The following is a 13,227-nucleotide window of genomic DNA, read 5'->3' as shown; positions in this document are numbered from 1 at the left end:
CGCCCGCCCTTCCCGGTAGGCTCGTGAGCCTGCCGTTTTCCGCGCACGGTTCTTCGGACAGGGAGCAGGAGTGGGCGACCTCGCCAAGATCTTCAAGGCGTACGACATCCGCGGCGTGGTGCCGGACGAGCTCGACCCCGCGACCGCCGAGGCGACCGGCGCGGCGTTCGTCCGCGTCACCGGGGCGAGCGCGGTCGTCACCGCCCACGACATGCGGGAGTCGTCGGTCCCGCTGGCCGAGGCGTTCGCGCGCGGCGCCACGTCCCAGGGCGCGGACGTCATCGAGGCCGGGCTCGGCTCCACGGACATGCTCTACTACGCCAGCGGCAGCCTCGACCTGCCCGGCGCCATGTTCACCGCCAGCCACAACCCGGCCCGGTACAACGGGCTGAAGCTGTGCCGCGCCGGCGCCCGGCCGGTCGGCCGCGACACCGGCCTCGGCGAGATCCGCGAGATGATCGAGAACGGCGTCCCCGCCTACGACGGCGAGCCCGGCACGGTGACGCGGCGCGACATCCTGAAGGGCTACGCCGACCACCTCAAGACGCTGGTCGACCTGTCGTCCATCCGCCCGCTCAAGGTCGTCGTGGACGCGGGCAACGGCATGGGCGGCCACACCGTCCCCCCGGTGTTCGAGGGCCTTCCGATCGACCTGGTCCCGCTGTACTTCGAGCTGGACGGCACCTTCCCCAACCACGAGGCCAACCCGATCGAGCCGGAGAACCTGCGCGACCTGCAGGCCAAGGTCCGCGAGACCGGCGCCGACATCGGCCTCGCCTTCGACGGCGACGCCGACCGCTGCTTCGTGGTGGACGAGCGCGGCGAGATCGTCTCCCCGTCCGCGATCACGGCGCTGGTGGCGACCCGGGAACTGGCCAAGCACCCGGGCTCCTCGATCGTGCACAACCTGATCACCTCGAAGGCCGTCCCGGAGATCATCTCCGAGCACGGCGGGACGCCCGTCCGCACGCGGGTCGGGCACTCCTTCATCAAGCAGACGATGGCCGAGACCGGCGCGGTGTTCGGCGGCGAGCACTCGGCGCACTTCTACTTCCGCGACTTCTGGTTCGCCGACTCCGGCATGCTGGCGGCGATGCACGTCCTCGCCGCCCTCGGTCAGCAGGACGGGCCGCTGTCGGAGCTGCTCGGCGAGTACACCCGCTACGTCGCGTCCGGTGAGATCAACAGCGAGGTCGACGACCAGGCCGCGGCCGCCGCGAAGGTCGAGGACGCCTTCGCCGGCCGGCCCGGCGTCGAGGTCGACGAGCTGGACGGGCTGACCGTGCGCGACGACGCCGCGGGATGGTGGTTCAACCTGCGGCCGTCCAACACCGAACCGCTGCTGCGCCTGAACGCCGAGGCCGGCGACGAGGACACCATGGCGGCGATCCGCGACGAGGTCCTGGCCCTGGTCAGGGAGAAGTGACCGCGTCAGGGAGAAGTGACCGGGTCCGGGAAAGTGACTGCAAGGGAGATGTGACGCTGCCATGACGATGAAGCTGGACTCCTGGCTGCTGGAGATCCTGGCCTGCCCCAACTGCGGCGGCGACCTGCGCGCCGACGAGGAGGCCGACGAGCTCGTGTGCACCGGCTCCTGCGGCTACGCCTACCCGGTGCGCGACGACATCCCCGTCCTCCTCGTGGACGAGGCCAGGACCCCCGCCCCGTGAGCGTGTCCCTCGACCCCTCGCGGCTGGAGAGCGCGGAGGCGGCCGAGGCGGCGGATCCCGGCGGGATGCTCCGGCAGGTCGCCTCGTCGGCCGCCCAGGTGCGGGAGGCGCGGCGCGCCGCTGCGGAGGCCGGCGTCTCCGGGCTGGCCGGGGACGGCCGCCCCCGTGCGGTCGTGGTCGCCGGCACCGGCTCCTGCGCCGTCCCGGGCGACGTGCTCGCGGCGGTGTGCGGCACGGGCTGCGCCGTCCCGATCTCGACGGTGCGCGGCCACCGGCTGCCCGGCTGGGTGGGCGCGGCCGACCTGGTCATCGCGGTCTCGTCCTCGGGAGCCGCCGAGCAGACGCTGGAGGTCGCCGCCGAGGCCGCCCGGCGCGGCTGCCACCTGCTGGCCGTCGGCGGGGAGGACTCGCCGCTGGCGGACCTGGCCGGCAGGAGCCGCGGCGTCTTCGTGCCCGTCCGGTCCGCCGGGCGGCCGCGCTCCACCCTGTGGGGCCTGACGGTCCCCCTGCTCCTGGCCGCGCGGGCGCTGCGGCTGGCGGACGTCCCCGACGCCGTGCTGGAGTCCACCGCGGTGCTGCTGGAGGACGTCGCGCACCGGTGCCGTCCGTCCAGCGAGCCGTTCGTCAACCCGGCCAAGCGCATCGCGCTCGACCTGGCGGGCGACGTGCCGCTGGTGTGGGGCACCTCCGACGTCTCCGTCGCGGCGGCGTACCGGATGTGCTGCCAGCTCAACGAGAACGCCAAGTACCCGGCGGTCTTCGGGGAGCTCCCGGAGGCCGGCCAGAACCAGGTCGCGGTGTTCGACGGCTTCTTCGCGCGGGCCGGCGCCCCTGCCGACCCGGACGACTTCTTCCGCGACCGGTCGGACGAACCGGAGCACGGCCTGCACCTGGTCACCCTGCGGGACGCGGTGGAGGATCCGCAGGCGCGCACATGGGCCGAGGCGTCCGCCGCGCTGGCCCGCGCCCGGGGCGTGGCGCTCACCGAGATGCGGGCGGAGGGCGACCATCCGCTGGAGAGAATCGCGTCGCTGATCGCGTTGGTCGACTATGTCACGGTTTACTTGGCTATCGCGCTCGGCGTGGATCCTGCGTCCGAGCCTGCCGTCAAAGAGTTCAGAGCGAGGATTGCGTAGATGAGTGCTGAGGGTGGAACGAAGGCCATCGTCGCCGCGTTGGCCGCCAACCTCGGGATCGCGGCGTCGAAGGCCGTCGCGTTCGCGTTCACCGGTTCGTCGTCGATGCTGGCCGAGTCCATCCACTCGGTGGCCGACTCCGGGAACCAGGGGCTGCTGCTGCTCGGCCGCAAGCGGTCCGAACGCGACCGGACGCCCCAGCACCCCTTCGGGTACGGGCGCGAACGCTACTTCTACGCGTTCGTCGTCGCGGTCGTCCTGTTCACCGTCGGCGCGGCGTTCTCCCTCTACGAGGGCTACCACAAGATCTCCCACCCGGAGGAGGTCAAGTCCCCGGTCTGGGCGTTCGCGGTGCTGATCATCGCGATCGGCCTGGAGACGTTCTCCTTCCGCACGGCGATCAAGGAGTCGAACGAGGTCCGCGGCGAGCAGTCGTGGTGGGCGTTCATCCGCCGCGCGAAGGCCCCCGAACTTCCGGTGGTCCTGCTGGAGGACCTCGCCGCCCTCGTCGGCCTGTTCCTCGCCCTGTTCGGCGTCTCCATGGCGGTGGTCACCGGCGACGGCATCTGGGACGGCGTCGGCACCGTGGCGATCGGGCTGCTGCTCGGCGCGGTCGCGACGATCCTGGCGATCGAGACCAAGAGCCTGCTGATCGGCGAGGGCGTCGACCCGCAGACCGAGCGGCGGATCATCGAGGCGCTGGAGTCGGTGGACGAGGTCGACCACCTCATCCACATCAGGACCGAGTACATGGGCCCGGACGAGCTGCTCATCGCCGCGAAGATCGCTGTCAACCACGACGACACGGCCGCCGACGTGGCGCGCGGGATCGACGCGGCGGAGGCGAGGGTCCGGGCGCAGATCCCGGAGGCGAAGCTCATCTACCTGGAGCCGGCGCTGTCCGAGGCGTCCCGCACGCACGCCGTGGACGCGCAGCGGCCGGAGACCCCCACGTCGTCCTGACCGGGACATTCCGCGCGGCCCGTCCCACGGGCCGCGCCGGGACATGGGACCCCTCGCCGGGCGGCCGCCGCAGGCGCCGACCGAACCCCAGCCCAGGCGAGACCGGCGAGTGCCTCCGAAGAGGCGAGCCGCGGCCGTCCGGCGAGGTGCTTTCCCATGCCTCCCCGCCCGGACCCCTGAAACCGGGCGGTTCTGGTGTGACCGCGGCGGCCCCCGCCGAACCCCCTACGTCGGCGATGGCCACCGTCGCGGTCACGGTTAAGACACTACGTTCGCGGCTCTCGTCCGCACGTCCCCCTCAAGGAGGGAACGCGGGTGGTACTCCAGGCGGACCCCGGCGATCTGCATACACCCGCGCGGTGAGGCCGTCGCCCGCCTCAGCGGTCAGTATGGAGGGGTGACCACCGATGACAAGGCTCGGACCGGACCCGACCCCGCGGGGTTCGGCCCAGCCGTCGCGCACCACGCGTGGCGGCTGTCCGGCCGGATCGTGGCGGGGGTCGGGCAACTGCTGCTGTGGATCCTCACCGGCATCGGGACGCTCCTGCGCCCGCTCGCGGTCAGGCTCGGCGCGCGGCTGAACGGCGGAGCGGGACGCGGCCCCGGGGTCCCGCCAGGGCAGACGGCGCCGCTGCCCCGCTGGCTCAACACGTGGCGGGAGGTCGTCGGCGCCTGGTACTTCGCGCCGCTGACCGGGTTCGCCCTGACGATCGCGGCGCTGGCGGAGCTGGCGCCGCGCGTCGACTCCCCGATCAGCCTGGCGGGCGGGTTCGCGGTCGCGGCGACGCTCCCGCTCGTGTGGCGCCGGGAGAATCTGCGCGCCGTCGCGGCGGTCGTGCTCAGCGCGGTCGCGGCGAGCCTCCTCACCGGGCAGCTGCTCCTGGTCACGACCAGCTTCGCGGCCCTCTACACGCTGTACGCGCTGGGACGGAGGCTGCCCCGCCAGTCCACCGGGGTGCTCGCGGTCGGCAGCGTGGCCGCCCTCGGGGTCGTCTACCTCGCGACCGGCACGCTCGACGACATCCCCTGGCCCGCGCCGATCGTCGCCGTCCTCGCCGCCATCGGGCTCGGGGACGCGCGGCGCGTCGTGGAGTCCGCCGGCCGGACGGAGGCCGAGGCCGCCGAGCGCACCAACGAGACCCTCACCCGGCTCACCGCCGTCCAGCGGGAGCAGGCCGTCATGCGGGAGCGCGCCCGCATCGCGCGGGAGCTGCACGACGTCGTCGCGCACTCCGTCTCCATGATCGCCGTGCAGGCGGAGACGGCCCCGTACACGATGGAGAACCTCTCGCCCGAGGCCCGCGCCGGCTACACCGAGATCGCCAAGACGGCCCGGGACGCGCTGGTGGAGATGCGGCGGCTGCTCAGCGTGCTGCGCGCCGACGCCACACCCGAACCGGAGGCGGCGAACTCGCCGCAGCCCCGCCTGGACCGGCTGCCCGACCTGATCGAGCAGCACCGCGGCGCCGGAGGCCACGTCGACCTCGCCGTGCACGGCGACCCGCGCGCCCTGTCCACGACGGTGGAGCTGTCGGCGTACCGGATCGTCCAGGAGGCGCTGACCAACGCGCGGCGGCACGCGCCCGGGGCGGGCGTCCGCGTCGACCTGACGTTCCTGCCCGACCGGCTCGCGGTCCGCGTCCAGGACAACGGCGCCTCCGCGGCCACCCAGGTCCTGAACCCGCGGGATCCCGGTTCCCGTACAGGTGGACCGAACACCGCGGCCCCGGCCCCGGCCGACGCCGGGCGCACGCGGCTGGAGACGTCCGGCTCGGGTGGCGGGCACGGCCTCGTGGGGATGCGGGAACGTGCGACCATGCTGGGCGGGCGGTTCTCCGCCGGCCCGGCCACCCAGGGCGGGTTCCTGGTGGAGGCCGAGCTTCCGGTGACGAGTGAGGGGAATCCCATCCGTGGAAACGGTTCGCAGGCGCCGCCCGGCCGCCCCTGACCCCGCCGTCCCCCCGCCTCCCGGGCGGCCGCTGTGATCAACGTGCTGATCGTCGACGACCAGACGATCGTGCGGGCCGGGTTCGCCGCCCTGCTCGCCGCCCAGGACGACATCACCGTGATCGGCGAGGCCGGCGACGGCCGCGAGGCCGTCGCGCTCGCCGAGCACCGCCGTCCCGACGTGGTCGTGATGGACATCCGGATGCCCGGCATGGACGGCATCGAGGCCACCCGCCGCATCCTCGCGCTGCCCGGCTCGGAGAACGTCCGGGTGCTGGTCCTCACCACGTTCGACGTGGACGAGTACGTCTACGAGGCGCTCGCCGTCGGCGCCAGCGGCTTCCTGCTGAAGGACGCGACCGCGGACGAGCTGGTGTCGGCGGTCCGGGTGGTGGCGCGCGGCGACTCCCTGCTGGCCCCGCAGGTCACGGGACGGCTGATCCGCGAGTTCACCAAGCAGCGGCGCAACCGACCGCAGGCGCCGTCGGAGCTGTCGACGCTGACCGCCCGCGAGACCGAGGTGCTCGTCCTGATCGCGGGCGGGCTGTCCAACGGCGAGATCGCGCAGCGCCTCTTCGTCAGCGAGCACACGGTGAAGACGCACGTGGCACGCGTCTTCACCAAGCTAGGCCTCCGCGACCGCGCCCAAGCGGTCATGCTCGCCTACGAATCCGGCGTAGTGGTCCCGGGAGAGAGCGGAAGCTGACTCTCCACCCCCCAGCCTCAGCCGCCACAGCAACCCCGCAACGACCTCAAGGGTGGCGATCGCGTCCGAAGGCAGATTCGAGCGAAGCAAGAATCTGATCGCGCAGCGAGCCGCAAGGCGAGCCGGAGCGATGCCAGCGATCGCCGCGGTGCCCGACGATGGAGGGCCTTCCGGGCCCGAAGGAGGAGGGGCACTGCCATAGCTCAGCGGCGGCGCAGGAGGCGCATGGCCTTCTCCTTTTCGAAGTCCAGGGCTCGGGTGGGCGGGGCGGAGAGGCGGCCTATGCGCTCGCCCAGTTCGCGCACGTGGGCCTGGACCTGGGGTTCGGCAAGGACCCGCAGGCCGAAGGCCAGTTCGGCGGGGCCGATGTCGTAGCGCTTCTCCAGAGCCAGGGCCAGCGCGACGGCGCGCAGTTCGGCGTCCCCGAAACGGCGATGGCCGCCTCCCCGCCTGGTGAGGGCGGCTTCGCGGGTGACGGGCAGCAGCCCGAGGGCCTCGCGGTAGCGGAGCATCCGGGGCGAGGTGCCGAGCCGCCGGGCGGCCTCCGTGATACGCATGGCGGCAATTCTGACAAATTAGTGTCAGGAAGTCGTCCCCGACCGTGCCTTGGGACGCGCACCGCCCGTAGACTCGCCCCCGTTGACGCGGCCGTGCACTCGCCCGTCACGACCCTCGCGTACCCGACGGCGCGCACATGACCAAGGGAGCAACGAAAGCATGGACTACAAGGTCGCCGACCTGTCGCTGGCCGACTTCGGGCGCCGGGAGATCCGGCTCGCCGAGCACGAGATGCCGGGCCTGATGGCGGTGCGCGAGGAGTACTCCGCCGCCAAGCCGCTGCGCGGCGCCAAGATCATGGGCTCGCTGCACATGACGATCCAGACGGCCGTGCTGATCGAGACGCTGGTCGAGCTCGGCGCCGACGTCCGCTGGGTGTCCTGCAACATCTTCTCCACCCAGGACCACGCTGCCGCCGCCATCGTCGTCGGCAAGGAGGGCACCGTCGACGACCCGAAGGGCGTCCCGGTGTTCGCGTGGAAGGGCGAGACGCTCGAAGAGTACTGGTGGTGCACCGACCAGGCCCTGCAGTGGCCGGACGGCACCGGCCCCAACATGATCCTGGACGACGGCGGCGACGCGACGCTCCTCGTCCACAAGGGCGCCGAGTACGAGAAGGCGGGCGCCGTGCCGACCGCCACCGAGGACGACCCCGAGGAGTGGGGCATCATCCTCGACACCCTGCGCCGCACCATCGCCGACAAGCCCGGCCGCTGGACCGAGGCCGCCGCCGCGATCAAGGGCGTCACCGAGGAGACCACCACCGGCGTCCACCGCCTCTACGAGATGGCGAAGGCCGGCACCCTCGCCTTCCCGGCGATCAACGTCAACGACTCGGTCACCAAGTCGAAGTTCGACAACAAGTACGGCTGCCGCCACTCGGTCATCGACGGCCTCAACCGCGCCACCGACGTGCTCATCGGCGGCAAGGTCGCCGTCGTCTGCGGCTACGGCGACGTGGGCAAGGGCTGCGCCGACGCGCTGCGCGGCCAGGGCGCCCGCGTCATCGTCACCGAGATCGACCCCATCTGCGCGCTCCAGGCCGCGATGGACGGCTTCCAGGTCACCACCCTGGACGACGTCGTCGACCGCGCCGACATCTTCGTCACCACCACCGGCAACTTCAACATCATCACGGCCGAGCACATGGGCCGGATGAAGCACCAGGCGATCGTGTCCAACATCGGGCACTTCGACAACGAGATCGACATGGCCGGCCTCGCCAGGACGCCGGGCATCGAGAAGATCGAGATCAAGCCGCAGGTGCACGAGTGGCGCTTCGCCGACGGCCACTCCATCCTCGTCCTCGCCGAGGGCCGCCTGATGAACCTCGGCTGCGCCACCGGCCACCCGTCGTTCGTGATGTCCAACTCCTTCACGAACCAGGTCATCGCGCAGATCGAGCTGTTCACCAAGACCGACGAGTACCCGATCGGCGTCTACGTCCTGCCCAAGCACCTGGACGAGAAGGTCGCCCGCCTCCACCTCGACGCCCTCGGCGTCAAGCTCACCGAGCTCACCAAGGAGCAGGCGTCCTACATCGGCGTCCACGTCGAGGGCCCCTACAAGCCCGACCACTACAGGTACTGATTGCTTTTTTCTCCTCCTTCGGGCCTTGGCGGCCCTCCATCGTCGATAAAAGCGGCGATCGCTGGCATCGCTCCGGCTCGCCTTGGCGGCTCGCTGCGCGATCAGATTCTTGCTTCGCTCGAATCTGCCTTCGGACGCGATCGCGGCCACTCGGGTTGTCGCGGGGTTGCTGCGATGGCTGAGGTCGCTGCTTTGTGGCGATCGCTGGCATCGTTCCGTTTTGGTTGACGGTTGGGCTGGGGGAGTGGGCTTGTCTTGCGGCTGCCGGGCGGGGGTCCCCCCGTCCGGCAGCTACTTCGTGAGGGTGTGGTGATGAGCGATATCGCGGATCGGTCGTTGGCGTATGAGGGCGTCAAGCGGATCGAGTGGGCGGATCGGAGCATGCCGGTGCTGCGGCAGATCCGGGAGCGGTTCGCCGCCGAGCGGCCGCTGGACGGGTTGAAGGTCGCGGCGTGCATGCACATCACGACCGAGACCGCCGGGCTCATCCGCACCCTCCAGGCGGGAGGTGCGAGCGTGGCGCTGGCGGCCTCCAATCCGCTGTCCACGCAGGACGACACCGCCGCGGCGCTGGTGGAGGAGTACGGGGCCGAGGTGTTCGCGCGCGCGGGCACCGACCGCGAGGGGTACTACGCGCACATCCACCAGGCACTGGAGACCGAGCCCGACTTCGTCCTGGACGACGGGTGCGACCTGGTCAACACCCTGCACACCGACCGGACGGATCTGCTCGGCACCGTGAAGGCGGGGTGCGAGCAGACGACGACGGGCGTCATCCGGCTGCACCAGATGGCCCGGGAGGGCGCGCTGAGGTTCCCCGTGGTCGCGGTGAACGACACCGACACCAAGCACATGTTCGACAACCGGTACGGGACGGGCCAGTCGACGCTCGACGGGATCGTGCGCGCGACGAACACGCTGCTGGCCGGCAAGACCGTGGTCATCGCGGGCTTCGGCTACTGCGGGCGCGGCCTGGCAGAGCGGGCGCGCGGCCTCGGCGCGCGCGTCGTCGTCACCGAGATCGACCCGGTGAAGGCGCTGGACGCGACGATGCAGGGCTTCGCCGTCCTGCCCATGGCCGAGGCCGCCGTGGAGGGCGACGTCTTCATCACGGTCACCGGGAACCGCGACGTCGTGAACGCCGACCACCTCGCCGTGATGAAGGACGGGGCCATCCTCGCGAACTCCGGGCACTTCGACGTCGAGATCGACGTGCGGGCCCTCAGCGACATGGCCGTGGAGGTGCACCACGGGATCCGGCCGCAGACGGACGAGTACGTGCTGGCCGACGGGCGGCGCCTGGTGCTGCTGGCGGAGGGCCGTCTCGTCAATCTGGCAGCCGCGGAGGGGCATCCGGCGGCCGTGATGGACATGTCGTTCGCCGACCAGGCCCTCACGTGCGCGTGGCTCGCCTCGGCCCACGCGTCGCTGTCCCCGGCCGTCCACGACGTGCCGAAGGAGATCGACACGGAGGTGGCACGGCTCAAGCTGGACTCGATGTCGGTCTCCATCGACCTGCTGACCCCGGACCAGGAGGACTATCTGCACTCCTGGCGCATCGGATCCTGAGCCGTGCCGGCCGGGACGTACCTGCATCTCGACGGGGGGCTTGAGGAGCACTTCCAGTGCGCGCCCGGGCCCGCCGGGTGGCGGTACACCTCCGCGCGCTCCGACGGCGTCCGCGTGGACCTCGTCGTGGACGCGCGCTGGCGCCAGATCCGCGTCGAGGTCGTCACGCCCGGCTGGTGGGTGCGCGGCGGCGTGACCGGCCGCGCGCTGGCCTGGGTGCGCGCGGCCGGGGAGACGGGCACCGAGCACAGCGAGCGGGCGTCGGGCTTCCTTCACGACTCACCGGGGTTCCTCGTCGCCGTCGCCCGTTCCCTGGAACTGGACGAGGGCGCGCAGACCGATGTCCGCCTCGTCCGGTTGAGCGGGACGTCGCTGTCGGCGCTGACGGCCCTGTGGCGCTGGCGGCTGGCGGGGACGTCCGTCCACGAGACGGAGACCGGGCCGCTGTCCGTCTCGGAGTACGAGGTCACCGATCTGTCCACGGGCGAGGTCGAGTCGGTGCACAGGGCCGGGGACGTCGTGCTGGCCGCGCCCGGGATCGAGCTCACCGCCCTGGAGTCCCCGCCGAACCTGCCCTGACCAGGCATGCGGTATCTTCTCGTACTCGTCCGACAAGATCAGGTATGGGGGTTGTGGCGGTGTACGGGCAGGTGCCGGAGGGGCAGGGGCAGGCGCAGGGACACGGCCAGGGGCGGCCGCCGATGAGCGGCCCGCCGATGTCCGGCCCGCCGATGCCCGGTCCGTTTCAGCCCGCCGGGCCGCAGGGCCCGCCGCCGGTGAAGCGACCCTCGCCGATCGTGTGGGCGGCCGTGGCGGTCGCGGGCGTGGTCGTGCTGGCGGGCGTGGCCTTCCTGGCGCTCCACGGGACGGGCGCGCCGACCGGCCCGGTGAAGGCCGAGCAGTGCGTGGACACCGGGTTCGGGATGGACGACGGCAAGAGGATCCCGCCGAGCCTCCGGGTGAGCTGCGACGACGCCGAGGCGAAGGCCAAGGTGGTGAAGGTCGTCGGCAAGAAGGAGGCGTCGGCCTTCCAGTTCGGCTCGCGTGCCGAGCCCGACTGCCCGAGCGGCACGGACGGCTTCACGAACGTCCGCGCCGAGAAGGAGGACAAGACCTACTACGAGGCGTGCGTGCGCAACCTCAAGGGCTCCCACCCGGGCGACCCCGGCGCGGGCGGGGCGTTCCTCTCGGCGGGCGACTGCGTGAGCAGCGGCTCCATCGGCTTCGGCAAGGAGCAGCCGTGCTCCGAGCCGGACTGGTACGGCAAGCTGATCGCGCGCGTCGGCGCGGAGAGCGCGTGCCCGGCCAAGACGCTGGAGACCATGAAGATGAGGTCCTTCGGCGGCGGGAACGTGGCGGACCCGGTGCTGTGCCTGGGCGCGGGCGGCGGCGTGCTGTCCCCGGGCGACTGCATCGAGGATCCGTCGTTCAACGTCGGTGATCTCGACAAGGCCCAGTGCGAGTCCAGCGACGCCATAGCGAAGGTCGTCGGCAGGGTGGCCACAACGAAGGAGTGCCCGGCCGAGGCCACCGACTACATGACGAGCGAAGGCTCCTTCCGGCCGGTGCTGTGCCTGAAGAAGCTGCGCCCGACGCTGACCGAGAAGCTTCGCTCGCTCCCGGGCTAGGGCCTCACCGTGAGGGTGTGGGACGGCCTACCGGGGTCGGCCCACACCGACAGGACGTGGCGCGTCGCGTCCCAGGTCGTCCGCCACGTCCCGTCCGGGTCGGTCGAGGTGACCTTCGGGGTGGACGGGAACCAGATCTCCGTGGGGCCCGCCACGCCGGCCTTGTTGCGCCAGGTCACCGTGAGCGTGCCCGACGCGTGGGCGACGTTCGTGAGCGTGCCGGCGACCGCCCACGGGTAGGGCCGGGCGAGCAGTTTCGCGAAGAGGGTCGGCTCGCCCTTGCCGTCGGTGACTCCGGATGAGCCCGGGTCGTTCGACCAGTACGCCCAGCCGATGCCGAGTTCGTCCGCCATGGAGAGCCAGTCGCCGGTGAAGTCGGCGGCGCCCGGAGCGTTCTGCCCCATGCCGCCGACCTCGCCCAGCCACATCGGCGCGTTCATGCGCCGTGCGGCGGCGGGCATGTTCCGCTTCCAGAGCGTGAACTGCGCTTGGACGAGCATCTTCGCCACGCCGTCGTAGGAGCCGCCCAGGTCGACCCCACCCGGATAGAAGTGCGGCGCAAGGACGATCCGGGGCCCACCGGGGCGCGGGTCCCAGACAGCACCCAGGGAGGTTTCCGCGCCCTCGTTCGGGCCGAGCGCCTGCGGTTCGACGAACACCCAGTTGTCGCCGTCCACCTCGCGGATCGCGTTGACGACGCCCTGGTAGAAGGGCGTCAGGATCGGGCCTTCGAAGAAGCCGAACTGGCGCGTCCCGCCGAAAGGTTCGTTGATGAGGTCGTAGCCCAGTACGGCAGGGACGCGGGAGAAGCGTTGCGCTACGTGCTGCCACATCGCGGTGTAGCGCCGCACCAGTTCCGGGTGCTTGCCGGTGTTGTTCCAGAAGTTGTCGTAGGCGCGCAGGATGGCGGGCTGGAGGTACGTCAGCACCCATGGGTCCTGCGGTGTGCAGGGCAGTCCGTCGGTGAAAGTGGCCCAAGCCGGGGCGCCGTTACCGGAACCCTCGCACGCGGCCGGACCGTAGATGTCCTGGTGCATGTCGAGGATGACGTGCATGCCCTGCTCGCCGTACCAGGCGACACGCTCGGCGACGTCGTCCAGATAGGCGTCGTCGTAGCGACCGGGCTCCGGCTCCACGTTCTTCCACTGGACCAGGTACCGGACGGAGTTCGTGCCCAGATCCCGAGCCTCCCGGACGACGTCCTCCCGCTTCACCCAGGGCAACCCGGCCGGACCCTTGGCGCTGCCCGCGGTGTTGAGGCCGTGCAGGAGGAGGGTCCTGCCCTGGTCGTCGGTGATGGCGGGCAGCGGCGCGGTCTCCGCGTGTGCGGGCGCCGTGGCCGAGGCCGGCGGGGTCAGGGTGAGCGCCGCGAGGACGACCCCGCCGAGGGCAGTACGGACGCGCATGCCGCCTCCTGAACCTGAAATTTCTTCGGATTCTAGGAGTTCCGGCTGCTATTG

At 71.6% G+C, this 13,227-nt stretch carries 12 protein-coding genes; 10 read left to right on the top strand and 2 right to left on the bottom strand.

Features of this window, described 5'->3' with window-relative positions; translation table 11 throughout:
* Positions 1–70: 70 nt before the first annotated feature.
* From BJ999_RS36495 to BJ999_RS36470, 6 genes are all read left to right on the top strand, one after another.
* Positions 71–1,426, top strand: a complete 1,356-nt coding sequence (locus tag BJ999_RS36495) for a phosphomannomutase/phosphoglucomutase (protein ID WP_179837469.1) — start codon at positions 71–73, stop codon at positions 1,424–1,426.
* A gap of 61 nt (positions 1,427–1,487) precedes the next feature.
* Positions 1,488–1,670, top strand: coding sequence for a Trm112 family protein (locus BJ999_RS36490; protein WP_089315918.1), 183 nt, complete (start codon positions 1,488–1,490; stop codon positions 1,668–1,670).
* Positions 1,667–2,806 (top strand): SIS domain-containing protein, encoded by a 1,140-nt coding sequence (locus BJ999_RS36485; RefSeq protein WP_179837468.1) that lies wholly within the window; start codon positions 1,667–1,669, stop codon positions 2,804–2,806. The genes BJ999_RS36490 and BJ999_RS36485 overlap by 4 nt, the downstream gene beginning before the upstream one ends.
* On the top strand, positions 2,807–3,769 hold the full coding sequence (locus BJ999_RS36480; RefSeq protein WP_179837467.1) for a cation diffusion facilitator family transporter: 963 nt from the start codon (positions 2,807–2,809) through the stop codon (positions 3,767–3,769).
* Positions 3,770–4,166: 397 nt separating this feature from the next.
* Positions 4,167–5,717, top strand: a complete 1,551-nt coding sequence (locus tag BJ999_RS43850) for a sensor histidine kinase (protein WP_179837466.1) — start codon at positions 4,167–4,169, stop codon at positions 5,715–5,717.
* Between the two features lie 33 nt (positions 5,718–5,750).
* Entirely contained in the window at positions 5,751–6,422 is a 672-nt protein-coding gene (locus BJ999_RS36470; protein WP_179837465.1) for a response regulator, read from the top strand.
* A 203-nt stretch (positions 6,423–6,625) separates the two neighbouring features.
* On the opposite strand, the gene BJ999_RS36465 is transcribed toward BJ999_RS36470, so the two are convergent.
* Positions 6,626–6,979, bottom strand: a complete 354-nt coding sequence (locus tag BJ999_RS36465; protein WP_179837464.1) for a MerR family transcriptional regulator — start codon at positions 6,977–6,979, stop codon at positions 6,626–6,628.
* A gap of 160 nt (positions 6,980–7,139) precedes the next feature.
* On the opposite strand from BJ999_RS36465, the gene ahcY (BJ999_RS36460) reads away from it, so the two are divergent.
* The 4 genes from ahcY (BJ999_RS36460) (at position 7,140) to BJ999_RS36445 (ending at position 11,767) form a co-directional block, all read left to right on the top strand.
* A complete protein-coding gene (gene ahcY, locus BJ999_RS36460; RefSeq protein WP_179837463.1) occupies positions 7,140–8,570 on the top strand; it encodes an adenosylhomocysteinase in 1,431 nt (476 codons plus the stop codon).
* Between the two features lie 312 nt (positions 8,571–8,882).
* A complete protein-coding gene (ahcY, locus tag BJ999_RS36455) occupies positions 8,883–10,139 on the top strand; it encodes an adenosylhomocysteinase (protein ID WP_179837462.1) in 1,257 nt (418 codons plus the stop codon).
* Between the two features lie 3 nt (positions 10,140–10,142).
* Positions 10,143–10,718, top strand: coding sequence for a hypothetical protein (locus BJ999_RS36450; protein WP_179837461.1), 576 nt, complete (start codon positions 10,143–10,145; stop codon positions 10,716–10,718).
* A 44-nt stretch (positions 10,719–10,762) separates the two neighbouring features.
* Complete coding sequence (locus tag BJ999_RS36445) at positions 10,763–11,767, top strand: LppU/SCO3897 family protein (RefSeq protein ID WP_179837460.1); 1,005 nt, start codon at positions 10,763–10,765, stop codon at positions 11,765–11,767.
* On the opposite strand, the gene BJ999_RS36440 is transcribed toward BJ999_RS36445, so the two are convergent.
* Entirely contained in the window at positions 11,764–13,173 is a 1,410-nt protein-coding gene (locus tag BJ999_RS36440; RefSeq protein ID WP_179837459.1) for a cellulase family glycosylhydrolase, read from the bottom strand. The two genes, BJ999_RS36445 and BJ999_RS36440, sit on opposite strands and share 4 nt — an antisense overlap.
* Positions 13,174–13,227: the final 54 nt, after the last annotated feature.

Source organism: Actinomadura citrea (genome assembly GCF_013409045.1).
Lineage (GTDB): Bacteria > Actinomycetota > Actinomycetes > Streptosporangiales > Streptosporangiaceae > Spirillospora > Spirillospora citrea.
Note: the sequence above shows the minus strand (reverse complement) of the source record. Positions and strands in the feature narration are given on the sequence as shown.